This window comes from Nocardia sp. NPDC005978 (genome assembly GCF_040614455.1).
Taxonomy (GTDB): Bacteria; Actinomycetota; Actinomycetes; order Mycobacteriales; family Mycobacteriaceae; genus Nocardia.
The window spans coordinates 12,237-33,334 of sequence record NZ_JBEXUS010000025.1 but is presented as its reverse complement, the minus strand read 5'-3'; the positions used below and the strand labels follow the sequence as shown (position 1 = coordinate 33,334).

The window sequence follows — 21,098 nt, the reverse complement described above, 5'->3', positions numbered from 1 at the left end:
TCCGGTATCGGGTTCGAATTCGTCCGGGGTTCAGTCGGATTCGAACCCGGCGACGCCGTTGGCGCCGGCGAGGCGTTCGAGCAGCGGGGTGGTGCGGGGGCCGACCAGGGAGCGGATGACCAGGGACATGGTGGTGCGTTCCACGCCGGGGATCTCCAGGATCCGGCCGGCGATGCGGTAGAGGTCGTCGGCGTCCGCCGCCACCACGCGGACGATCAGGTCGGTCGCGCCCGTGGTTCCGCAGACCTCGGTGACCTCGGGGATCTCGGACAGGGCGGCGACGAGCGGGTCCAGGCGGTGCTGATCGGCCACCACGGCGACGAAGGCCGCCAGGGGGTAGCCGAGGGCGCGGGGCTCGACGCGGCGTTCGACGCTGGCCAGGACGCCCGCCGCTTCCCAGCGAGTCAGCCTGGCCTGCACGGTGTTCCGGGACATCCCCAGTCTGGCCGCGAGTTCCACGCCGGTGGCGCGCGGGTTGCCCACCAGCTCCAGCAACAGCCGGGCGTCGGTGGCGTCGAGCGGGCCGGTGAAGGGTTCCCTGCTGCTCATGGGAGGCAGTATGACACGCCGGTTGGGGTCACAACCGCGCATTCTGCTCAGTTTTGACCTTGGTACTTGCGCATATCGCCAAGCGGAGGATGCTGTGTGGTACAGGCCACACACCGCCGCCGATCCGGACACGATCCCCCGGCGCCCACGGTGTACCCGGTGTTCCGAGGAGGCGATATCGATGCCCGAACAGCGCATCCCTGCCACACGAGCCGACGTCGAGAAGATCCCCTACCCGGTGCAGCTCGTCCAGCCCGACGGACGCCGCGTCCACGACCGGGTACACGCCCCGCTCGTCGCCGACATCGGCGGTGACCGCCTGCGCGCGCTGTACACCGACATGGTCGTCGCCCGGCGGATCGACACCGAGGCCACCGCCCTGCAACGACAGGGCCAGTTGGGCCTGTGGCCCCCGCTGCTCGGCCAGGAAGCCGCCCAGATCGGCTCCGCGCACGCCCTGCACCCGGACGACTACGCGTTCTGCAGCTACCGCGAGGCCGGGGTCGCCTACTGCCGCGGTGTACCGCCCGAGGAGATGACCACCCTGTGGCGCGGGGTGGCGCACTCCTGCTGGGACCCGGACGCGGTCAAGATCACCAATCCGGCCATCGTGGTCGGCGCGCAGGGCCTGCATGCCACCGGCTACGCCTACGCCGCGCAGCTCGAGGGCGCGGAGATCGCCACCATCGCCTACTTCGGAGACGGCGCGACCAGTCAGGGCGACATCGCCGAGGCGCTCGGCTTCGCCGCGTCCTGGGGCGCGCCGGTGGTGTTCTTCTGCCAGAACAATCACTGGGCCATCAGCGCGCCGGTGCGGGTGCAGAGCGCCACCCCGATCGCCCGCCGCGCCGCCGGCTACGGGATTCCCGCGGTGCAGGTGGACGGCAACGACGCCCTCGCGGTCCTGGCCGTGACGCGGCAGGCGATCGTGCGCGCGCGTTCGGGCGGCGGCCCGTCGTTCATCGAGGCCATCACCTATCGCATGGGCCCGCACACCACCGCCGACGATCCGACCCGCTACCGCGCGGCCGCGGAGATCGAGCTGTGGCGCCGGCGCGACCCGATCGACCGGATGCACCGGCTGCTGGAGCGAGAAGGGCTGTGGGACAGCGATTTCGCACAGGAGGTCACGGTGACCGCCGACGCGGTGGCCGCCCGCCTGCGCAGCGCCACCCTCGGCATGGCGGATCCGGAGCCGAGTGCGCTGTTCGAGCACGTGTACGCCACCCCGCACCCCCTGATCGAACGCGAAAGTGCCGAGTACGCTGCCTATCTGGAGGGAGTCCGGTCATGAAGACCACCTTCGCGGGAGCGATCAACCTCGGAATGCGCCGGGCACTCGAGGACGATCCGAAGGTCCTGCTCATGGGCGAGGACATCGGCAGGCTGGGCGGTGTCTTCCGGGTCACCGACACCTTGCAGAAGGACTTCGGCAACAACCGGGTGATCGATACGCCGCTGGCCGAATCCGGCATCATCGGAACAGCTTTCGGAATGGCGCTGCGCGGGCTGCGCCCGGTGTGCGAAATACAGTTCGACGGATTCGTGTATCCGGCTTTCGACCAGATCGTGTGCCAGGTGGCGAAAATCCACTATCGCACACGGGGAAAAGTGACCGCGCCCATCACCATTCGCATTCCGTTCGGCGGCGGCATCGGGTCGGTCGAACACCATTCCGAATCTCCCGAAGCCTATTTCGCGCACACCGCTGGATTACGGGTGGTGTCGCCGAGCAATCCAGCCGACGCGTACCTGATGATCCGCCAGGCGATCGCACTGGACGATCCGGTGGTGTTCTTCGAGCCGAAACGGCGGTACTGGGACAAGGCCGAGGTCGACTTCGCGCAGCTCGATCGCGACGGCGGATTGGCCCTGGACCGGGCCCGCGTCTGCGTCACCGGGGACGATGCCACGGTGGTCGCCTACGGCGGCACCGTCGCCACGGCGCTGAGCGCGGCCGATATCGCGGCGGCGGAGGGACATTCGCTCGAGGTGATCGATCTGCGCAGCCTGTCGCCGATCGATTTCGACACCATCGAGACCTCCGTCCGCAAAACCGGTCGTTTGGTCGTGGTCCACGAAGCGCCGGTATTCGGCGGTCTCGGCGCGGAAATCGCGGCGCGCGTGACCGAAAGCTGCTTCTATGAATTGGAAGCTCCGGTTATGCGGGTCGGCGGCTTCGACATCCCCTATCCCCCCGCTAAGCTCGAACGGCACCACCTGCCCGACCCCGACCGCATTCTCGCCGCGGTCGATCGCACGCTCGCCGCCTAACGGTCATGCCTTCGGAGGAAGCTCGGTGGAAGAACAGCGTCAGGTCATGGAATTCCAATTGCCCGATCTCGGTGAGGGATTGGCCGATGCCGAATTGGTGTCGTGGGCGGTGCGAGTCGGCGACGCGGTGGAACTGAACCAGGTCATCGCCGAGGTCGAGACGGCGAAAGCTCAGGTGGCGCTACCGAGTCCGTACGCCGGCACGGTGCTGGAGCTGCTCGCGCAGCCCGGTGAGACCGTGCCGGTGGGGGCCGGGTTGATCCGGATCGGGACGGCGGTCGAAGCCGGGGCCTCGCCGGCGACCGGGACCCCCGCGGATTCCGGGGCCGCCGACGCGGGAGTCCCGGATTCCGCTGCGCCGCAACAGGCGAGCGGCCGCCAGGCCGTGCTGGTCGGCTACGGACCCGACAGCGAACCCGTCTCGCGCCGGGGCCGTACCGCCGCGACCGGGACCGGCGCTTCCGGCCCGGACACCGGTCACGAGGGTCTGGCCCGCCGCCGGCCCGCGGCCACCCCCGGCGCGCGCCGGCTGGCCCGCGAATCCGGGGTCGATCTGGGCGCGGTCGCCGGGAGCGGTCCCGGGGGCGCGGTGACCGCGCGGGATCTGCGCGGCGGTCGCGCGCAAAGCCCCGGCGCGGAACATATTCCGATCCACACCGCGCCGCCCGGCACGCCGCCCAACCCGGACGCGGGCCCGGGCAGGCAGCCCAGCGAGCGCGAAACCCGCACCCCCATCACCGGTGTCCGCAAGCGCACGGCGGCGGCCATGGTGGCCAGCGCACAGCACATTCCACAGGCCAGCGCCTTCGTCACCACCGATTTCACCGGGTCGATGGAATTGCTCGATCACCTGCGCGCGACCCCCACCTTCGCCGGGCTCACTCTCACCCCCCTGGCGCTGGTCGCCAAGGCGACGCTGGTCGCGCTGAGCGAATTCCCGGAGCTGAACGCCACCTGGAACGAGGGCGATCAGGAGATCGTCACCAAGCACTACGTCAATCTCGGCATCGCGGTGGCCACCGCGCGCGGGCTGCTGGTGCCCAATCTCAAAGAGGCACAGGCCCTGAGCCTGCGGGATCTGTGCCAGGACATCGGCCGGGTCGCGGAGCTGGCGCGGTCCGGTACGGCCACCCCGGCCGATCTCACCGGGGGCACCTTCACGATCTCGAATGTCGGGGTGTTCGGTGTGGATGCCGGTGTGCCGCTGGTCAATCCGGGCGAGGCGGCGATCCTGTGCCTGGGTTCCATCCGCAAACGGGCCTGGGTGCACCGGGACGAGCTCGCCGTGCGCTGGGTGACCACGCTCGGCATGAGCTTCGACCACCGCATGATCGACGGCGAACAGGGGTCGCGGTTCCTGGCGGCCGTCGCCGCGCTGCTGGAGGATCCGCTCACGCTGCTGGGTCGCGTGTAGACGCGCGACCCGGGGGCACGGCGGTGGCGGCGGCTGCGTAGCCGCCACCGCCGGATCCACGACCGGACGAGCAGCCGATTCGAGCGGGTCATCCGCTCGGGCAACCGCGAGGACGTGGGCAGCGCGCCCGTCCCGGCATCCGAGGTCTCGGCGGCAGGCAGGCCGCCGATGCCCCGGCGAACGCGCGACTCGCAGGATGCGTGGCGACTCGACTACCGGCCCGACGCAGCCGCCGGGCGTGCCGAGCCGGGCTAGGAGTAGGTGACCACGAGGGGTTCGGCGGCTTCGCGGATGACCGCGGGGATCGGCACCGGCTTGCGAGTGACCTCGTCGACGTAGACGTGCACGAAGGTGCCGGTGGCCGCGAGCTCCAGCGTCCCGCCAGCCTCCCGGAAGATGGCCAGGTCGTAATTGATGCTCGAATTGCCCAGGCGCGCGATGCGAATGCCCACGCGGAGCTGATCCGGGAAGCTGATCGATCCGACGAACTTGCACGAGGTCTGCGCCACCACGCCGATGGCGGGCAGATCCCGGATATCGGTTCCGGTCGCGTGGATGAGCCACGCGTTCACCGCGGTATCGAAGTAGCTGTAGTAGGTCACGTTGTTCACGTGGCCGTAGTGGTCGTTGTCCGCCCAGCGGGTCGGCACCGGCCAGAGCACCGGGTATCGCTCATCCGTCACCCCACGGACGGTAGGGGATTTCCGCGCCGGGCGATACGGCGGGGTTCGGGCCGAGGCGCGCCCCTCACGGTGTGCCGGGCCGACGGGCCGGCCCCGACCTCGCCGAAGTCGGCGCGGCTTCGCGGCCGCGCGGTGCTGCGAGATCAGACGGCCGGCTCGGCCAGAGCCTCACGGCCACCGACGGTGAACAGGAGAGATCCTGCCGCGCACCGCCGGGATCCCGGCCGAAACCGCCGGGATCGGCCCTGCTCGACGCGCTGAATCACGCTCGGGGCCGAGTCGTCACCGACCCGCTCCCGAGTCGTGGCGAACCGCGGCACGATCCGGGCAGACAGTCGGACACTCAGGCGGTGCGCTGATCGGTGGCGTTGCGGTGATCGCGCGGGCTGATGCCGTGGTGGCGTTTGAAGGCGGTGCTGAGGGCGAAGGCGCTGCCGTAGCCGACCCGGCGGGCAATCGATTCCAGGGTGGCGTCGGATTCGTGCAGTAGATCCGCGGCCAGCGCCAGGCGCCAATCGGTCAGGAAGGCCATCGGGGGCTCGCCGACCAATTCGGTGAAGCGGCGCGCCAGGGCCGCGCGGGAGACGCCCACCTCGGCGGCCAGCGACGCCACGGTCCAGCCGTGGGCGGGATTGTGCTGCATGAGCCGCAGCGCCTTGCCCACCAGCGGATCGGCGTAGGCGTGATACCAGGCGGGGGCGTCGGCCCGGGAGAACCAGGCCCGCAGTGTGGCGATGAGCAGCAGGTCGAGCAGGCGGTCCAGCATGGCCCCCTGGGCGGGCAGATCCTTGGCGGCCTCCTCCACCAGCAGGTCCAGCACCCGGGTGTCGACCTCGTCGCGGCCCAGCACCGCGATGGGCGGCAACGCGCGCAGCAGCCGGCGACTGGCCGCGGACTCCTGTTCGTAGGTGCCGGTGACCAGCACGTTCGCGGCGGTGGCGCTGGTTCCCCAGCTGCGCATGCCCAGGCTCAGGGTCTCGCAGAGCACCTCGCCGTCGGGGGTGGTGGTGATCTGACCGGGGTGAATGATCACCTGCGGCTCGGTCTCCGGGTCGTCGGCGACGGTGTAGTGGTCCGGACCGCGGAAGATCGCGATGTCGCCCTCGCGCAACCGGCGGGGCGCGATCTGCTTGCCGCCCTTGGAATCCGGCACGATCCAGCCGCCGCCGCGCACCATGGCCACCAGGGTGAGCGGGGCTTCGTCCCGGATCCGCAGGGACCAGGGCGGGTCGAAGGACGATCGCATGACGAACGCGGCCCGCGCGCGTGGTCCTTCGAGCAAGCTGGCCAACGCATCCATACCAAGACGATGGCAAATGTGCGGGCGCTTCTCAACCATGTTCAGTCTCAGGGCTTCTCGATGTACTGGTGCCATGACCGATAAAGACTCCCCCAGCAGCACGAATGCCGTTCTCGTGCTGGGCGCGAACGGCAAGACCGGGAGCCGGGTGCGCACCCGGCTGACCGCGCTCGGGGTTCCGGTGCGCGCGGGGTCGCGCCACGGCGAGCCGCCCTTCGACTGGAACGACCGGGGCACCTGGGCGGCGGCGCTGGACGGGATGCACGCTGTCTACCTCGCCTACGCACCGGACCTGGCGATGCCGGGCGCGACCGCGGCGCTCGAGACGTTCACCGCGCGAGCCGCCGCGGCCGGGGTGCGGCGGGTGGTCATGCTGTCCGGGCGGGCCGAACCCGAGGCGCTGGAATGCGAAGAGATCGTGCGCGATTCGGGTCCGGAGTGGACCATCGCGCGCTGCGCGTTCTTCGCCCAGAACTTCAGCGAGGGCATCTTCGCCGGCGAATTGCGCACCGGGACACTGACGTTGCCCGCGGGGCCGGTGCCCGAACCCTTCGTGCACGCGGACGACATCGCCGACGTGGCGGTGGCGGCGCTGACCGCGGCCGGGCACGGGGGGCAGGTGTACGAGCTGACCGGCCCGCGCGCGCTGTCCTTCGCCGAGGCGGTGGCCGAGCTCGGCGCGGCATGCGGGCGAGAGTTGTCGTTCACCTCCGTCTCGCGCCTGGATTACATTGCGGCGCTGAGCATGCGCGGCGTGCCGGGCGCGGAGATCAGCCTGCTGGACTATCTGTTCGGGGTGCTGCTGGACGGGCGGAACTCCCGGCCCGCGGACGGGGTGCGCCGGGCGCTGGGCCGCGAACCGCGGGATTTCGCCGAGTATGCCCGCGACGTGGCGGTTTCCGGTGTCTTCTCGGTCACAGAGCGGGGTAGATCTGTCGGTGCCCGGGCCTACAATTGAGACGAAACAGGTTGTAGTTCATCGGATTCGGAACCCGGATCCGGTCCTGATTCGAAGCCCGGCCGGGAGTGTCGACGAAGCCGCGATCGCCGGGGTCACGGGGAGCTGCCGGTTGTGCCGGTAGCGTCGTACCAATGGTCGCTGCGTCGCCCGCTCCCCCGATTCGAATCGCACGCGCCGCGCTGTTCGTGGTGTTCGGGCTGAACGGTCTGCTCTCGGCCATCTGGATCGTGCACATTCCGGCGGTCTCCGAACGCACGGGCGTCTCGCACAGCCTGCTGGGCATGCTCATCCTGCTGATGGCCGCCAGCGCCATCGTGGGCATGCAGACCGCCGGACCACTCGCCGACCGACTGGGCAGCCGCACCCTCACCGCCACCGCGGCCACCCTGCTGTCCCTGACCCTGCCCGGCCTGGCGTTCGCCACCTCACCGCTGACCCTCGCACTCGCCCTGGTGGCCTACGGTTTCGGCAACGGCATGCTCGACGTGTCGATGAACGCGCAGGCCGTGCAGGTGGAACGCGCCTACTCCCGCCCGATCATGGCGGCGTTCCACGCCCTGTTCTCGCTCGGCGGGCTGGCGGGCTCGCTCGCGGGGGCTGCCGCACAGCGAGCCGATTGGAACATCCACACCACGTTCCTGGCGGCGTCGGGGTTCGGCCTCGTCATGGTCGCGGTGTGCGCGCCGCGCCTGCTGGCCGGCACCCCCGCCGCGTCGAATTCCCCTGGCGCACAGCGGACCGAGCCCGTACCGGACATCCCGCCCGGCTCCGCGGCGGCCGGGGCCACCCTGGACACCGCGGGGGCGGCGGACGCGACGACGCGGGACGGCACGGACCCGGACGGCCCGGGGATCGCGGCGGGTGGGCAGGTCGAGCACGCCTCGGCCGGGCCCGGCGGCCGCGCTTCGGCCGGGCGCGCGAGCGCGACCCGCAAGGTACTGGCGCTGGGCGGCATAGCCTTCGTGCTGCTCATGGCCGAAGGGGTGGCGGCGGATTGGAGCGCGCTGCAATTGCGGGACCGCCTCGACGTGGAGGTCGGCACGGCGGGCCTGGCCTTCGCCGCCTTCTCCGCGACCATGACCGCGGGCCGTTTCGGCGCGGACCGGGTCGCCGGCCGGTTCGGCCCGGTGGCGGTCCTGCGCTGGGGAACCCTGCTGGCCGCAGCAGGATTCGCGCTGATCACCCTGTCCGGCTGGCTCCCCCTGACCATCCTCGGCTGGGCCCTGTGCGGCATCGGCCTCGCGGGCGGCGTCCCCCAGGTCTTCACCGCCGCGGGCAATCTCGGCTCGTCCACATCCGCGACCGACATGTCCCGCGTCTTCGGCCTCGGCTACGTGGGCCTGCTCGCCGGCCCCGCGATCATCGGCTGGCTCACCCAGCTGGTGCCCCTCACCACCGCGATGGTCGTCCCGCTGCTCGCACTACTGCTGTGCGGCTGGGGCGCTCGCGCGGTCGCCGGATCAGCGCCGGCGAATCAGTCGAATTCCGGACAGGAGCAGAAGTAGGGACACGGCTGTGAGCAACCAGATCGGCACCGCCAGATAGCTGAAGACCCGGAACTTCTCCCCTATCCCACAGGGCCCCACCTCGGTGGGCAGCCTCGCGCAATCCGGGTGCGAGGGGCCGACGATCAGCCCGAGGATGCCCAGGCTCGCCACGAGAAACACCGCGAACACCGCGACGCCGACCACGATCACCAGCGTCGGCACGATCCGATCGGCCACGCGCGGCGCACTTCTCACGATCCGACCGTAGCCGCACTCGCCCCGCGGTGGAGCGGGTCAGCGGGGGCGGACGGCCGGGGTCAGGTCGCCGATCTGTTCCGCGTGGTCGAGGAAGTCGTCGACCATCCGGTGGTTGAGAACGGCCAGGGCCTTCAGATCCTCGGAAGTCCAGTCGGACAGGGCTTCTCGCATCCAGCCGCGCAGGACCACGCGGATCGCCTCCACGGCCTCGCGGGCCTTGGGGGTGGGGCGTACGCGCTGGGCGCGGCGGTCGTCCGGATCGGGGACCCGTTCTACGTGGCCGGACTTCTCCAGGCGCTGGATCTGGCGGCTCACGTGCGGAGCCTCCACATCCAGGCGGGTGGCGAGTTCACCCAGGCGCATGGGCTCCTCGGCGTCGACGAGCACGCGCAGCAGCGGGACGCTGGCGCGATCCATGGTGAGGCCGCACTCGTGCATGGCCCGGTCGTGGCGGCGGACCCGGGTCAGCAGATAGGCGACGCGGGCCAGCGCACGCTCGAGTTCCACGATGTGACCCTCGTCAACCTCGTGGGGGGAGATGGCTTCCGGCGGCGGCATGTGGTTATCTTACGAAACCCATTTACTTAATTTTGGTAAGTAATACAAAAAGGATCAGGCATGACTTCGACCGCAGTCGGTCAGGGCGGTGGGAGCATCCCCGCTGCCGCGACGAACCCCGTCCCGGACAAGCAGCCGGCGCATCTCGGCCTGACCCTGCTCGCGCTGTGCGCGGCCGGTCTGGTCGTCTCGCTGCAGCAGACCGTGGTCATCCCGCTGCTGCCGCGCATGATCGTGCAGCTGAACACCGACGTCGCCGGCGTCACGTGGCTGTTCACCGCCTCGCTGCTCACCGGCGCGGTCGCCACTCCCCTGCTCGCGCGCTTCGGCGACATGTACGGCAAGAAGCCCATGGTCATGATCACGATGGGCGTGCTCATCGCGGGGTCGGTGATCTGCGCCTTCGCCACGACGCTCGGCGTCTACATCGTCGGCCGGTCACTCCAGGGCATCTCGGCGGCCATGATCCCGCTGGCCATCGGCATCATTCGCGACACGTTCCCGCGGGAGCGACTGGTCGGCGCGATCGGCGTCGTGTCCGGCACCATGGGCGTCGGCGGCACCGTCGGCCTGCTCATCACCGGCGTCATCGCCGATCACACCACCGATCCGCACCCGGTGTTCTGGCTGACCGCCGCCCTCGGCGTGGTCGCCACCGTCCTGATCCAGGTGAGCGCCAAGAACAACGGCGTGCGACACGGCGGCAAGCCCGACTACATCGGCGCGGCCCTGCTCGCCGGACTGCTCGTCTCGCTGCTGCTCGCGATCAGCGAGGGCCCGCGCTGGGGCTGGGGTTCGGGCTCGGTGCTGGCACTGTTCGGCGCGGCCATCGTGCTCGCGGTGATCTGGGTGTTCGTCGAGTTGAAGGTGGAGCAGCCGCTGGTGCGCCTGCAACTGCTGGTCGGCCCGCAGTCGCTCTCGGCGAACCTGGCCTCGGCGCTGCTGGGCTTCTCGATGTTCGGATCCTTCACGCTCATCTCGAATTTCATCCAGACCCCCGCCGACAAGGTCGGCTACGGCCTGTCCGGTTCCGTGCTCGCGGTGGGCCTGTACGGCATCCCCAGCTCGGCGCTGATGACCTTCTTCTCCTTCCGCACCGGCCGCATCGCCGCCAAGATCGGCCCGGCGTACACCCTGGCCATCGGCTCGGCCTTCGCCGGACTCTCGATGGGCTGGCTGACCTTCTCGCACGATCACGGCTACGACATGATCATCGCGAATGTCCTGCAGGGCACCGGGTTCGGCATCGGGTACGCGGCCCTGGGCACCCTCGCGGTGCAGCACGTGGCCATGAGCGAGAGCGGCATCGCCTCGGGCATCAACTCCCTGGTGCGCACCGCCGGCGGCAGCATCGCGGGCGCGGTCACCGCGTCCATCCTTTCCGCGCACGTCATGGCGGGCACCCACGCGCCCAGCGTCGGCGCCTACGTGGCGAGCTTCGCGGTGCTGTCGATCGGCGCGTTCGCGGCCTCGGCCGTGGCGCTCGGACACGGACTGCGGCACAAGGGCGAGTAGCGGTCACGGTGCGTGCGCGGTCATCGACCGGGCACGCGCCCATTCGTCCGGGCCGGGCCGAACCCGCGCCGCCGGCCCGGACCGAGACTCCGATGCGATCTAGGTCAGCACCTCGGTGCGTTCACCGTCCACCACGACCACGTGATCGTCGGTCAGCGCCCAGTGCGGTGTGCCGGCGGCCAGATAGTCGCGAACCAGCTTGCGGGACAGCCCGTCCGGATCCGTGGGCGAATCCAGGTGCGGAACGATCGGCCGGTCCACCAGGCCCAGTCCGTCCCAGCGCGGCTCCACCCCGCAGGCCGTGCGCACCTCCCCCGGATCGTCCATGGACTCCAGGCCGTGCAGGTCCGGGGTCATGACGCACGCGCCCGCGCTGTAGCCGGCGTAGACCAGCGCGTCGCGCTCGAGCAGGCGGGTCAGGACGACATCGGCTCCGCTGCGGGCGAATTGGGCGCGCAGCACGAAAGTGTTGCCGCCACGCACCCACACCAGGGGGAACCCGGTCAGCGTGCGCTCCAGGGCCGCGGCTCGGCCGACGTATTCGCGCAGGTCCACCACCTCGGGCGCGAAGCCCATGCGGCGCAACGGAAACAGATCACTCGTGACCGCGCTCTGCCAGGCCGAGGGCCAGGCGTCGCAGGCATTGGCGATGACCGCCACCCGGCCGGGCTCACCGATCATGGCGAGCAGCCGATCGGCGTGCGCGCCGAACCGATAGCTGGACAGAAAGAGTCGCACCGGGCCTCAGCAGGCGCTGTCGAGGCCGCGGACCAGGGCATTGCGCCGCGGGCGGCGCCCGTCCACTGGCCGGGTGCCGGCGTCCCACTGGCCGGGCGCGGTGGCCGCGCGGAGGGTGTGGTCGGGCACCGTGTCGGTCATGCGCTGGTTTCCCTTTCCTCCGCGGTCAGCCGCTCCAGCCCCGCCCGGATGGCCGCGGCGGTGGCCTCCCTGTCGTGCGGGCGGCGCATGACGAAACCCTTCGCGAACGTCAGGGTGTCGCCCTTGCGCCGGGGCACGACGTGCAGGTGCACGTGATGCACGGTCTGGAAGGCGGCCTTGCCGTCGTTGAGCACCAGATTGGCGCCGTCGGCCCCGAGATCGCTGCGGCGCACCGCTTTCGCGAGCCGATGCCCGAATTCGAACACCTTCGCGCCCAGCGCGGGGTCGAGCTCGGTCAGGTCGGTCGCGTGCGACTTGGGGATCACCAGCGTGTGCCCCCGCGTGATGGGCCGGATGTCGAGGAACGCCAGCAGGAGGTCGTCTTCGAATATCTTGGTCGCGGGATCGGACCCCGCCACGATCCGGCAGAAGATACAGCCACTCACCCGCCAGACATTACGGCGTACGAGTGAGCCGCGACACCCCATTCGCAGACACCGTTCGCCCCAACTGGAAACACACCTACCAGTAAGTAGCAAACACCGTCGTGCGTACTTGTGGCCGGTAGCGGGCTTGCGGACGATTGCCGGGTGAGCGTTTCTAGCAACACCATGTGATCGCTATCTCCGCTACGCTCACGCCGGACCAGGTACAGTTGCGAGAATTCTCACGAACTTACTTGTCAGTAAGTTCGGCCTCACCGTTTGGACCGGTGACCGGCCCATCACCTGCACAACGATGGTCCCGGTTCATCATCGAGAAGGAAGATTGACAGTGGACACAACGCAGAGCGCACAGACGGCTGCGCCCCGCGGTGCACGCGTCGGCGTGGTTCGAGAGACGAACTCGGACGAACGCCGCGTCGCATTGGTGCCGAAGATCATTCCCTCCCTGCTGAAGCAGGGCGTGGAAGTGATCGTCGAGGCCGGGGCCGGACTGGGCGCGCTCATCCCGGATGAAGCTTACGTCGAAGCGGGCGCCACCGTGGGCGATCCGTGGTCGGCCGATGTGATCGTCAAGGTCGCGCCGCCGAACGACGCCGAGATCGCCAAGCTCTCCAGCGGGCAGACCCTCATCGGCTTCCTCGCGCCCCGCAACGCCGACACCAAGATCGGTGCCCTCAAGGCGGCCGGCGTCCAGGCGTTCGCCGTCGAGGCGATTCCGCGTATCTCCCGCGCCCAGGTCATGGACGCGCTGTCCTCGCAGGCCAACGTCGCCGGCTACAAGGCCGTGCTGCTGGCCGCGTCGGAATCGACGCGCTTCTTCCCGATGCTCACCACCGCCGCGGGCACCGTGAAGCCCGCGACCGTGCTCGTGCTCGGCGTCGGCGTGGCCGGACTGCAGTCCCTGGCCACCGCCAAGCGCCTCGGCGGCCGGACCACCGGCTACGACGTCCGTCCCGAGGTCGCCGATCAGGTGCGCTCGGTCGGCGCGCAGTGGCTCGACCTCGGCATCGACGCCGCCGGTGAGGGCGGGTACGCCCGCGAACTCACCGACGAGGAGAAAGAGCAGCAGCAGGCCGCGCTGGAGAACGCCATCAAGGGATTCGACGTGGTCGTCACCACCGCGCTCGTTCCGGGTCGTCCCGCACCGCGCCTGGTCACCGCCGCCGCCGTCGAGGGCATGAAGCCCGGCAGCGTCATCATCGACATGGCGGGCGAGACCGGCGGCAACTGCGAGCTCACCGAGCCCGGCAAAACCGTTGTGCGCCACGGCGTCACGATCTGCTCGCCGCTGAACCTGCCGGCGACCATGCCCGAGCACGCCTCGGAGCTGTACTCCAAGAACATTTCGGCCCTGCTGGAACTGATGCTGAAGGACGGCGCCCTGGCCCCCGATTTCAGCGATCAGGTGCTGGCCGACTCCTGCGTCACGCGTGAGAAGGAAGCCTGATGTACACCGAACTTCTCGCGAACATCGCGATCCTGGTGCTATCCGGGTTCGTCGGCTTCGCCGTCATCTCCAAGGTGCCCAACACCTTGCACACACCGCTGATGTCGGGCACCAACGCCATTCACGGCATCGTCGTGCTCGGCGCGCTCGTGGTGTTCGGCAAGGTCGAGGACCCCTCGATCCTCATGCAGATCATCCTGTTCGTCGCGGTCGTCTTCGGCACGCTGAACGTGGTCGGTGGCTTCGTGGTCACCGACCGCATGCTCGGCATGTTCAAGGCCAAGAAGCCCGCCGCGACCGAGAAGGCCGGTAAGTAGCCATGGACAATCTCGTCAATATTCTCTACATCGTCTCGTTCGCGCTCTTCATCTACGGCCTCATGGGCCTGACGGGCCCGAAGACGGCGGTGCGCGGCAACTGGATCGCCGCGATCGGCATGGTCATCGCGGTCATCGCGACCTTCATCTCGATTCGCGACACCAGCAACTGGATCATCATCGTCGCCGGTCTCGTGGTCGGCATCGGCCTGGGCGTGCCCCCGGCCCGCTTCACCAAGATGACCGCCATGCCCCAGCTGGTCGCCGCGTTCAACGGCGTCGGCGGTGGCACCGTGGCGCTCATCGCGTGGGCCGAATTCATCGACACCACCGGCTTTTCCGCGTTCAAGCACGGCGAAGAGCCGACCGTGCACATCGTGATCGGCTCGCTCTTCGCGGCCATCATCGGCTCGATCTCCTTCTGGGGCTCGATCATCGCGTTCCTGAAGCTGCAGGAGACCCTGCCGGGCCGCCCGATCGGCATCGGCAAGCTGCAGCAGCCGCTGAACCTGCTGCTGCTGCTCGGCGCTATCGCCGGCGCGGTGGTCATCGGCATCGGCGCGACCAAAGACGGTGTGCCGCAGTACTGGATGATCCTGGTGCTCGTGCTCGCGGGCATTCTCGGCCTGATGGTCGTGCTGCCCATCGGCGGCGCGGACATGCCGGTCGTGATCTCGCTGCTCAACGCGCTCACCGGCCTGTCGGCCGCGGCCGCGGGTCTGGCGCTGAACAACACCGCCATGATCGTGGCGGGCATGATCGTCGGCGCGTCCGGCACCATTCTGACCAACCTCATGGCCAAGGCCATGAACCGCTCGATCCCGGCCATCGTGGCCGGTGGCTTCGGCGGCGGCGGCACCGCGCCCAGCGGCGCCGGTGGCGAGCAGAAGCAGGCCAAGGCCACCTCCGCGGCTGACGCGGCGATCCAGATGGCCTACGCCAACCAGGTCATCGTGGTGCCCGGCTACGGCATGGCCGTCGCCCAGGCGCAGCACGCGGTCAAGGAGATGGCGGCGCTGCTCGAGGCCAAGGGCGTCGAGGTCAAGTACGCGATTCACCCCGTCGCCGGTCGTATGCCCGGCCACATGAACGTGCTGCTGGCCGAGGCCGAGGTCTCGTACGACGCCATGAAGGAAATGGACGACATCAACGGCGAGTTCAGCCGCACCGATGTCGCCCTGGTCATCGGCGCGAACGACGTCACCAACCCGGCTGCGCGCGAGGACGCCTCCTCGCCGATCTACGGCATGCCGGTGCTGGACGTCGACAAGGCCAAGTCGGTCATCGTGCTGAAGCGCTCGATGAACTCCGGCTTCGCCGGCATCGACAACCCACTGTTCTACGCGGACACCACCTCCATGCTGTTCGGCGACGCGAAGAAGTCGGTCAGCTCGGTGACCGAAGAGCTGAAGCAGCTGTAGGGGATTCCCTACGCCCGCAAGGCAACCGATGGCCCGCACCCGATGAGGGGTGCGGGCCATCGTCGTTCGCGGGGTGGTGTTGGTACTCGGGTGGGGGTCACGTACCGGGGGCGGGCGCTCCCGCGAGGCGCAGGACGCTCTCGCGCAGGGCCGCTTCGGCTTCCGGGCGGGTCATGCGGCCGGTCTTCACCTCCTGCTTGGCGGCGGCGCCCACGGAGACGATGGCGGTCGCGAGCCATTCCGGGGTTGTGGCGCAGGTGAATTCGCCGGAGTCGAGGCCGCGGCGCAGGAGCGGGAGCAGGTGGTCGGTGACCGGGATGTGGCGGGCGTAGCCGTCTTTGGGGGCGACGGGGCCGAGGTTGCGCATGACGGGGGTGTTGGCTTCGAAAGCGCGCCAGCTGATGTCGAGCACCCGGAGCAGGGCGGCGGTGGGCGAGCCCGCGGTGAGATCGGCGTCGGACATGGCGGCGGCCGTCGTGGCGGCGAGGCGATCGGCGACGGCGACGCGCAGGTCGTCGCGAGAGGGGAAGTGCGCGTAGATGGTTTGCCTGCTCACGCCGGCGGCCGCGGCGATCGCCGACATGCCCGCGCCGGGCTGATCCGGCAGCAGGGCGAGGGCGGCGTCGAGGATGGCGGCGCGACTGCGCTCGGCATCGGCGCGGCGGCGGGGCTCGGATACAGCGGACAAACTCTTACACCCTTGTCAAAGTTGTCGATGGCGGCTTAACCTTTACAGCGTTGTCAGAATTATACGACAGCGGCGGCACGCGCTCCGCTTCGTCAGCGCCCCAGGAGATTTCGTGTCGCATCGACTCGTACGGACCGTCGCACTGCTGTCCACCGGACTGCTCGCCGGGGCTTTCGGCTACGGCGCGGTCAATCTCGCGCCCACGTTCCACCGGGTGCCGCTGCAGATGCGGCTGGAGTTCCACACCGAACTCATGAAAATGAACAGCATCAGCATGCAGGCCACCATGGCCGCCGCGGCGCTGAGCTGTCTCACGCTCGCATGGCTCGCGCGCGGGCGGGACCGGCGGCTCGCGGCGAGCGCGACGGCGCTGGTGACGGCATCGTTCGCGATCACGCGACTGGGCAATGTGCCGATCAATCACCGGATCAACGAATGGGCGCTGACCGGTGCGCCCGCCGACTACGCCGAGATCCTCGCGCGCTGGGATCTGTTCCACGCGCTGCGCACGCTGACCGGACTCGGGGCGTTCGGGCTGATGACCGCGCTCACGGTGTGGCAGCCGCGGGCGAGCGCGAAAGCCGGGCGGCAGCTCGACGGCGCTCACCGCGCGCCGGTTACCGCCTGACCTCGGCGCGCCGATGTCCGAATCGGGCCGGGTGGCAGGCCCGCCGCCGCGCAGGTCAGCGACACTCGCAACGCGACATCGGTCCGTATCGGGTGCCCGATTCTGGCGATACACGTAGTTTCTGAGGGTGGAACCGAACAGCTCTGGCGTCGACCTCGATTCGCTGCGATCCCTGCTGCCCGAGGGGATGGTCGTGACCGACCCCGACGTGCTGGCGGGATACCGGCAGGACCGGGCCTTCGACCCGAACGCCGGGATCGGGCTGGCCCTGGTGCGGCCGCTGACCACCGAACAGGTTGCGACCGTGGTGCGATGGGCGCAGGAAAGGGGCGTGCCGATCGTGCCGCGTGGAGCGGGGACCGGGTTGTCCGGCGGAGCCACCGCGCAGCACGGGGCGCTCGTGCTCAGCACCGAGAAAATGCGCGACATCACCGTCGACGCGGTCACGCGGACCGCGATCGTGCAGCCGGGCCTGCTGAACGCCGAGGTCAAACGAGCCGTGGCCGAGCACGGACTGTGGTATCCGCCGGACCCGTCCTCGTTCGAGATCTGCTCGATCGGCGGCAACGCGGCCACCAACGCGGGCGGACTGTGCTGCGTGAAGTACGGCGTCACCACCGATTACGTGCTCGGCATGGAAGTGGTGCTCGCGGACGGGACCGCGGTGCGGCTGGGCGGACCGCGACTCAAGGACTCCGCCGGGCTCTCGCTCACCAAACTCTTCGTGGGCAGCGAGGGCACACTCGGCATCATCACCGAACTCACGCTACGACTCCTGCCCGCGCAGCCGCCGCAATCGACGGTGGTGGCCACCTTCCCCACCCTCACCGCGGCCACCGACGCGATTCTCGCCATCACCGGCGCACTGCGGCCGTCGATGCTCGAATTCATGGACGCCGTCGCGGTGAACGCCGTCGAAGACGAACTCCGCATGGGCCTGGACCGGGACGCGGCGGGATTGCTGGTGGCACGCTCGGACGCACCCGGTGAACACGCCGGACACGAAGCGGACATCATGCTCGCCGCCTGCGAGAAGGCCGGTGCCACCGAGGCTTTCCGCACCGACGATCCGGACGAGGGCGAGGCCTTCTGCGCCGCGCGGCGCTTCGCCATCCCGGCCGTGGAGCGCAAGGGACCGCTACTGCTCGAGGACGTCGGCGTGCCACTGCCCCGGCTCGGGGAACTCATCACCGGCGTGGCCGACATCGCGCGCGAACGCCGCGTGCTCATCTCGGTCATCGCGCACGCGGGCGACGGCAACACCCATCCGCTCATCGTGCACGACCCCAACGACGCCGACGAAGCCGCGCGCGCCCAACTGGCCTTCGGCGAGATCATGGACCTGGCCATCGCGCTGGGCGGCACCATCACCGGGGAACACGGCGTCGGACGGCTGAAGAAGGACTGGCTGCCCGATCAGGTCGGACCCGATGTGATGGCACTCACTCGGCGCATCAAACAAGCCCTGGATCCGCACGGGATACTCAACCCGGGAGCCGTGCTCTGAACCGCCGGCCGGAACAATCCGCACGACAAGGGAGTTCACACCGACTATGAGTACCAGGCTGGAACACAACGCCGACGCCACGCGCTACGAGATCTACCTCGACGACACCCTCGCGGGCTACGCCGACTACGCGGAGAGCACCACCGGCGATCGCAAGGTCCGCGATATCCAGCACACACTCACCTTCCCGGAGTTCCGCGGCCGCGGCGTCGCCGCACAGGTCGTCGAATTCGCGCTGAACGATGCACGCGCGGAGGGCTTCTCGGTCATCCCCACCTGCTGGTACGTCGAGAAGTACATCGCCGAGCATCCCGAATACGCCGATCTGGTCGGCTAATTCGCGCGATAGCCGCCACCCGAGGACTCCGGCCGCCGCCACACCAGCAACTGGCGGTCGGCCACGCTCATCATGGCCTCGATCACCTTCTCGTTGTCGAAGCCGGGGAGCGCCTGTAGTCGCGCGAGGAAGCCGGTGTCGGCCGCGGAATGCGGCACGACACAGCCCTTACCCGTGGCTCCGATCAGCACGAAGAACACATCTTCGGCGAACGGTCCATCCGCCGTCGTAATGATGCGCACCTCGGCCAACTCGGTCCACGCGACCTCTTCCACCCGTCCGTTGGCCAGCGTGCGCCGGACGAAGGTGTCGTTGATTTCGACTCCGGCCATGGGTCCATAGTGCACCCGTCGTCCCCGGGCCGACAGTCCCGAAAGCCGTGCTTTACCTGATGAAACCGTGGCGGGAACTTCCCGTTCACCCGGCGACCGGGGACGCAGGGGCTGTGGCAATCAGTCAGCTATTAACGGGTTTTCGCGGCGACACGCGGAGGCGCTGTTGTACTGCGGGAATGCGGGTCCGCAAAATCCGAGCGAGCGGGGTCGCCGGTGGGTGGGCGCCGGGATCTGTGGGATCCTCGCGCAGCGGGGATGCGGGATCAACGCGTGGGGCAGACCCGGGGATCGGCGCGACCGAGTCGGAGACGGTCGATATCCGCGCTCAGAAGAACTCGTCGAGCAGGCGGTAGTAGTCGAGCCGCCAGGGGTCCGCGCCGGTGCGATCGGCGACCCACTCCGCCAGTTCCGCACCGTAGGCGGGATTGAGATCGGGGTCCGCCACCGATCGGGTGAGCAGCGCCAGATCCAGGTGACGATCGGCGATCCCCAGCCGGCCGACGTCGAGAATGCCTGTCACCGTGAGGGTTTGCGGATCGAGGAGAACGTTCGGCAGGCAGAAGTCACCGTGGCAGACCACGAGATCGGCGGCTTCGAGCACCTCGGCCCGGGCACGATCGACCTCCAACTCGCCCAATAGCTCTGCCGCGGTGAAACCTGCACGCTCACCATCGAAATCGTCCTCGTCGACCAGCCCCGCCGCGACATTCGCCGCCGCGGCCGGAACGGTCACCGCCAGCGTGCGATCGAACGGGCATTCACCAATGGGCAACGCGTGCAACGTCCGCGAGAACTCGACGAGCGCCTCGACCACTGCCGCAGCCCGGTCTCCGGGAACATCGCTCGCCGGAATCCCCGCCAGCGTCGAACTGACCAGCGTCGCCCCACCCTCCCCCGCACGCCAGTCCAGCACCCGCGGCGCACCCACCCCGATGCTCTCCAGCCACAGCAGCCGGTCCCGCTCATCCACCAACTCCGCCCGCGCGGCGGCCGTCGTAGCCGTCTTGTCGAACCGGCTGCCATCGGCACTGCGTCGTACGACGGCGTCACTACACCCGACGGTCACCACTTCCCAGTCACCCATGCGCCCGAGTCTGCCAGGCGGGACACCGCTCGGGCCTCCGCAATTCGGCGGCGACGAGTGCGCCGAGGGTGGTCCGACCCTCCGGGAAAGTGCAGTGCCCGGGTTCGAGCCGTGCCCGGCCCCGGGCATCGAGGACGAGCACGGATCAGCGAGACGCGCTCAGAGTCGTTGCCACAGAGCGGGAGTCGCTGCCGGAGTCCATCCGGCATCATGAGCGGTGTGCGCCTGCAGGCATCGATACTGCGCACCGTCGAAAGTGACCACATCACCGGCGTTGTACGCCAGCCCCTGAGCCCAGGCCGAGACGGCCGGTCCGCCGGGCGCGGGCAACTTCTGCCAGAGTGCGGGCGTCGCGGCGGGAGTCCATCCGGCATCGTGCGCGGTGTGCGCCTGAATCGCCCGATACTGCGCACCGTCGAAAGTGACGACGTCACCCACGTTGTAGACCGCACCCTGCTGCCACGCGGGCACGGTGGGCAGCGCAGCCTGCACGGTCACGGTGAGAGTCGAAGTCGGCGGGCGGTAGTCCGGCGGCGAACCGAGCGCGCAACCGTAGGCCTGAATCGTGTGGGTCCCGGCCGTGGCCGGCGTCCACTGCACGGTGGCCAGCAGATTCTCATCCGGTGCGACCGCCCGGCCCTCCAGGATGTCACCCGGTTCGGCCGAATAGGGATCGACATCAATGGCAACGGCGACGGTGCTGCGAACCTCACAGTGCACCGTGACCGTAATCGGCCGGCCGACACGGATATCGGTGTCGGACACCGTGATCGTGGTCAATCCGGCAGTCGCGGGCGTGGCGGCGACACCGGCCGCCGTAGCCATAGCCGCCATGAGGACGGCTCCGGCGCTCGCCCGGCGTACATGAGCAGATGCCATGCGTAGATCTCCTGCGTTCCAGCAATAAGATTCGTTCGCGGAGGCGAACACGCAGAAAGCTAACAGCCGGGGGCGACAGAAAACCGGGCATCGAATCGGCTACCGAATCGCCGGGTGTGGAAGATCGACTT

The 21,098-nt window shown here is 69.3% G+C and carries 24 protein-coding genes; 12 read left to right on the top strand and 12 right to left on the bottom strand.

Going from position 1 to position 21,098, the window contains the following annotated elements; all coding sequences use genetic code 11:
- Positions 1-30 precede the first annotated feature (30 nt).
- Positions 31-549: an Lrp/AsnC family transcriptional regulator gene (locus ABZ319_RS14175; RefSeq protein WP_354986797.1), complete on the bottom strand. Its 519-nt coding sequence runs from the start codon at positions 547-549 to the stop codon at positions 31-33.
- A 181-nt stretch (positions 550-730) separates the two neighbouring features.
- Here ABZ319_RS14175 and pdhA point away from each other — a divergent pair, with 181 nt between their 5' ends.
- From pdhA to ABZ319_RS14160, 3 genes are read left to right on the top strand one after another with little or no spacing between them, the layout of a single operon-like run.
- Complete coding sequence (gene pdhA, locus ABZ319_RS14170) at positions 731-1,843, top strand: pyruvate dehydrogenase (acetyl-transferring) E1 component subunit alpha (protein ID WP_354986796.1); 1,113 nt, start codon at positions 731-733, stop codon at positions 1,841-1,843.
- Positions 1,840-2,823, top strand: coding sequence for an alpha-ketoacid dehydrogenase subunit beta (locus ABZ319_RS14165; RefSeq protein ID WP_354986795.1), 984 nt, complete (start codon positions 1,840-1,842; stop codon positions 2,821-2,823). The genes pdhA and ABZ319_RS14165 overlap by 4 nt, the downstream gene beginning before the upstream one ends.
- Positions 2,824-2,869: 46 nt before the next feature.
- Positions 2,870-4,237: a dihydrolipoamide acetyltransferase family protein gene (locus ABZ319_RS14160; RefSeq protein ID WP_354986853.1), complete on the top strand. Its 1,368-nt coding sequence runs from the start codon at positions 2,870-2,872 to the stop codon at positions 4,235-4,237.
- Between the two features lie 251 nt (positions 4,238-4,488).
- Here the strand turns inward: ABZ319_RS14160 and ABZ319_RS14155 are convergent, their stop codons facing one another.
- Together ABZ319_RS14155 and ABZ319_RS14150 are read right to left on the bottom strand one after the other, a co-directional pair.
- The gene (locus ABZ319_RS14155) at positions 4,489-4,920 is read right to left on the bottom strand and encodes a thioesterase family protein (protein ID WP_354986794.1); all 432 of its coding nucleotides are present in this window, start codon (positions 4,918-4,920) and stop codon (positions 4,489-4,491) included.
- A 343-nt stretch (positions 4,921-5,263) separates the two neighbouring features.
- Positions 5,264-6,220 carry an AraC family transcriptional regulator gene (locus ABZ319_RS14150; protein WP_354986793.1) on the bottom strand — a complete coding sequence of 319 codons (957 nt, stop codon included), beginning with the start codon at positions 6,218-6,220 and terminating at the stop codon, positions 5,264-5,266.
- A 73-nt stretch (positions 6,221-6,293) separates the two neighbouring features.
- On the opposite strand from ABZ319_RS14150, the gene ABZ319_RS14145 reads away from it, so the two are divergent.
- Positions 6,294-7,178: an NAD(P)H-binding protein gene (locus ABZ319_RS14145; protein ID WP_354986792.1), complete on the top strand. Its 885-nt coding sequence runs from the start codon at positions 6,294-6,296 to the stop codon at positions 7,176-7,178.
- Positions 7,179-7,312: 134 nt separating this feature from the next.
- Positions 7,313-8,686, top strand: a complete 1,374-nt coding sequence (locus ABZ319_RS14140) for an MFS transporter (RefSeq protein ID WP_354986791.1) — start codon at positions 7,313-7,315, stop codon at positions 8,684-8,686.
- On the opposite strand, the gene ABZ319_RS14135 is transcribed toward ABZ319_RS14140, so the two are convergent.
- Positions 8,642-8,923, bottom strand: coding sequence for a hypothetical protein (locus ABZ319_RS14135; RefSeq protein ID WP_354986790.1), 282 nt, complete (start codon positions 8,921-8,923; stop codon positions 8,642-8,644). The two genes, ABZ319_RS14140 and ABZ319_RS14135, sit on opposite strands and share 45 nt — an antisense overlap.
- Before the next feature lie 39 nt (positions 8,924-8,962).
- On the bottom strand, positions 8,963-9,484 hold the full coding sequence (locus ABZ319_RS14130) for a MarR family transcriptional regulator (RefSeq protein ID WP_354986789.1): 522 nt from the start codon (positions 9,482-9,484) through the stop codon (positions 8,963-8,965).
- Positions 9,485-9,544: 60 nt separating this feature from the next.
- On the opposite strand from ABZ319_RS14130, the gene ABZ319_RS14125 reads away from it, so the two are divergent.
- A complete protein-coding gene (locus ABZ319_RS14125) occupies positions 9,545-10,999 on the top strand; it encodes an MFS transporter (protein ID WP_354986788.1) in 1,455 nt (484 codons plus the stop codon).
- A gap of 99 nt (positions 11,000-11,098) precedes the next feature.
- Here ABZ319_RS14125 and ABZ319_RS14120 read toward each other — a convergent pair whose 3' ends face one another.
- Genes ABZ319_RS14120 through ABZ319_RS14110 form a run of 3 tightly spaced genes read right to left on the bottom strand, consistent with a single transcriptional unit; the run spans position 11,099 to position 12,324 of the window.
- The gene (locus ABZ319_RS14120) at positions 11,099-11,737 is read right to left on the bottom strand and encodes a Type 1 glutamine amidotransferase-like domain-containing protein (RefSeq protein ID WP_354986787.1); all 639 of its coding nucleotides are present in this window, start codon (positions 11,735-11,737) and stop codon (positions 11,099-11,101) included.
- Between the two features lie 6 nt (positions 11,738-11,743).
- Positions 11,744-11,878 carry a hypothetical protein gene (locus tag ABZ319_RS14115; protein ID WP_354986786.1) on the bottom strand — a complete coding sequence of 45 codons (135 nt, stop codon included), beginning with the start codon at positions 11,876-11,878 and terminating at the stop codon, positions 11,744-11,746.
- A complete protein-coding gene (locus ABZ319_RS14110) occupies positions 11,875-12,324 on the bottom strand; it encodes an HIT domain-containing protein (RefSeq protein WP_354986785.1) in 450 nt (149 codons plus the stop codon). Before ABZ319_RS14110 ends, ABZ319_RS14115 begins: the two co-directional genes overlap by 4 nt.
- Before the next feature lie 328 nt (positions 12,325-12,652).
- Here ABZ319_RS14110 and ABZ319_RS14105 point away from each other — a divergent pair, with 328 nt between their 5' ends.
- The 3 genes from ABZ319_RS14105 to ABZ319_RS14095 are packed head-to-tail and all read left to right on the top strand — an operon-like array spanning position 12,653 to position 15,509.
- Positions 12,653-13,771 carry a Re/Si-specific NAD(P)(+) transhydrogenase subunit alpha gene (locus ABZ319_RS14105; protein WP_354986784.1) on the top strand — a complete coding sequence of 373 codons (1,119 nt, stop codon included), beginning with the start codon at positions 12,653-12,655 and terminating at the stop codon, positions 13,769-13,771.
- Positions 13,771-14,088: an NAD(P) transhydrogenase subunit alpha gene (locus ABZ319_RS14100; RefSeq protein WP_354986783.1), complete on the top strand. Its 318-nt coding sequence runs from the start codon at positions 13,771-13,773 to the stop codon at positions 14,086-14,088. The genes ABZ319_RS14105 and ABZ319_RS14100 overlap by 1 nt, the downstream gene beginning before the upstream one ends.
- 2 nt (positions 14,089-14,090) lie before the next feature.
- Positions 14,091-15,509, top strand: a complete 1,419-nt coding sequence (locus ABZ319_RS14095) for an NAD(P)(+) transhydrogenase (Re/Si-specific) subunit beta (protein WP_354986782.1) — start codon at positions 14,091-14,093, stop codon at positions 15,507-15,509.
- Between the two features lie 97 nt (positions 15,510-15,606).
- Here the strand turns inward: ABZ319_RS14095 and ABZ319_RS14090 are convergent, their stop codons facing one another.
- Positions 15,607-16,197, bottom strand: coding sequence for a TetR/AcrR family transcriptional regulator (locus tag ABZ319_RS14090; RefSeq protein WP_354986781.1), 591 nt, complete (start codon positions 16,195-16,197; stop codon positions 15,607-15,609).
- A gap of 112 nt (positions 16,198-16,309) precedes the next feature.
- Between ABZ319_RS14090 and ABZ319_RS14085 the strand changes: the two genes are divergently transcribed.
- The 3 genes from ABZ319_RS14085 (at position 16,310) to ABZ319_RS14075 (ending at position 18,669) form a co-directional block, all read left to right on the top strand.
- Complete coding sequence (locus ABZ319_RS14085) at positions 16,310-16,825, top strand: DUF1772 domain-containing protein (protein ID WP_354986780.1); 516 nt, start codon at positions 16,310-16,312, stop codon at positions 16,823-16,825.
- Positions 16,826-17,012: 187 nt separating this feature from the next.
- Entirely contained in the window at positions 17,013-18,332 is a 1,320-nt protein-coding gene (locus tag ABZ319_RS14080; protein ID WP_354986852.1) for an FAD-linked oxidase C-terminal domain-containing protein, read from the top strand.
- Positions 18,333-18,378: 46 nt separating this feature from the next.
- Complete coding sequence (locus ABZ319_RS14075; RefSeq protein ID WP_354986779.1) at positions 18,379-18,669, top strand: GNAT family N-acetyltransferase; 291 nt, start codon at positions 18,379-18,381, stop codon at positions 18,667-18,669.
- On the opposite strand, the gene ABZ319_RS14070 is transcribed toward ABZ319_RS14075, so the two are convergent.
- The 3 genes from ABZ319_RS14070 to ABZ319_RS14060 form a co-directional block, all read right to left on the bottom strand.
- Complete coding sequence (locus tag ABZ319_RS14070; RefSeq protein WP_354986778.1) at positions 18,666-19,001, bottom strand: hypothetical protein; 336 nt, start codon at positions 18,999-19,001, stop codon at positions 18,666-18,668. The genes ABZ319_RS14075 and ABZ319_RS14070 overlap by 4 nt on opposite strands.
- A gap of 328 nt (positions 19,002-19,329) precedes the next feature.
- The gene (locus ABZ319_RS14065; protein ID WP_354986777.1) at positions 19,330-20,088 is read right to left on the bottom strand and encodes an APH(3') family aminoglycoside O-phosphotransferase; all 759 of its coding nucleotides are present in this window, start codon (positions 20,086-20,088) and stop codon (positions 19,330-19,332) included.
- A 159-nt stretch (positions 20,089-20,247) separates the two neighbouring features.
- A complete protein-coding gene (locus tag ABZ319_RS14060; RefSeq protein WP_354986776.1) occupies positions 20,248-20,967 on the bottom strand; it encodes a carbohydrate-binding protein in 720 nt (239 codons plus the stop codon).
- Between the last annotated feature and the right edge of the window lie 131 nt (positions 20,968-21,098).

Excerpts from the sequence above, each read along its gene's own strand:
- ABZ319_RS14175 (WP_354986797.1), bottom strand. The coding sequence starts at position 549 with ATGAGCAGCAGGGAACCCTTCACCGGCCCGCTCGACGCCACCGACGCC.
- pdhA (WP_354986796.1), top strand. The coding sequence starts at position 731 with ATGCCCGAACAGCGCATCCCTGCCACACGAGCCGACGTCGAGAAGATC.
- ABZ319_RS14165 (WP_354986795.1), top strand. The coding sequence starts at position 1,840 with ATGAAGACCACCTTCGCGGGAGCGATCAACCTCGGAATGCGCCGGGCA.
- ABZ319_RS14160 (WP_354986853.1), top strand. The coding sequence starts at position 2,870 with ATGGAATTCCAATTGCCCGATCTCGGTGAGGGATTGGCCGATGCCGAA.
- ABZ319_RS14150 (WP_354986793.1), bottom strand. The coding sequence starts at position 6,220 with ATGGATGCGTTGGCCAGCTTGCTCGAAGGACCACGCGCGCGGGCCGCG.
- ABZ319_RS14145 (WP_354986792.1), top strand. The coding sequence starts at position 6,294 with ATGACCGATAAAGACTCCCCCAGCAGCACGAATGCCGTTCTCGTGCTG.
- ABZ319_RS14140 (WP_354986791.1), top strand. The coding sequence starts at position 7,313 with ATGGTCGCTGCGTCGCCCGCTCCCCCGATTCGAATCGCACGCGCCGCG.
- ABZ319_RS14130 (WP_354986789.1), bottom strand. The coding sequence starts at position 9,484 with ATGCCGCCGCCGGAAGCCATCTCCCCCCACGAGGTTGACGAGGGTCAC.
- ABZ319_RS14125 (WP_354986788.1), top strand. The coding sequence starts at position 9,545 with ATGACTTCGACCGCAGTCGGTCAGGGCGGTGGGAGCATCCCCGCTGCC.
- ABZ319_RS14115 (WP_354986786.1), bottom strand. The coding sequence starts at position 11,878 with ATGACCGACACGGTGCCCGACCACACCCTCCGCGCGGCCACCGCGCCC.
- ABZ319_RS14100 (WP_354986783.1), top strand. The coding sequence starts at position 13,771 with ATGTACACCGAACTTCTCGCGAACATCGCGATCCTGGTGCTATCCGGG.
- ABZ319_RS14095 (WP_354986782.1), top strand. The coding sequence starts at position 14,091 with ATGGACAATCTCGTCAATATTCTCTACATCGTCTCGTTCGCGCTCTTC.
- ABZ319_RS14080 (WP_354986852.1), top strand. The coding sequence starts at position 17,013 with ATGGTCGTGACCGACCCCGACGTGCTGGCGGGATACCGGCAGGACCGG.
- ABZ319_RS14075 (WP_354986779.1), top strand. The coding sequence starts at position 18,379 with ATGAGTACCAGGCTGGAACACAACGCCGACGCCACGCGCTACGAGATC.
- ABZ319_RS14070 (WP_354986778.1), bottom strand. The coding sequence starts at position 19,001 with ATGGCCGGAGTCGAAATCAACGACACCTTCGTCCGGCGCACGCTGGCC.
- ABZ319_RS14065 (WP_354986777.1), bottom strand. The coding sequence starts at position 20,088 with ATGGGTGACTGGGAAGTGGTGACCGTCGGGTGTAGTGACGCCGTCGTA.
- ABZ319_RS14060 (WP_354986776.1), bottom strand. The coding sequence starts at position 20,967 with ATGGCATCTGCTCATGTACGCCGGGCGAGCGCCGGAGCCGTCCTCATG.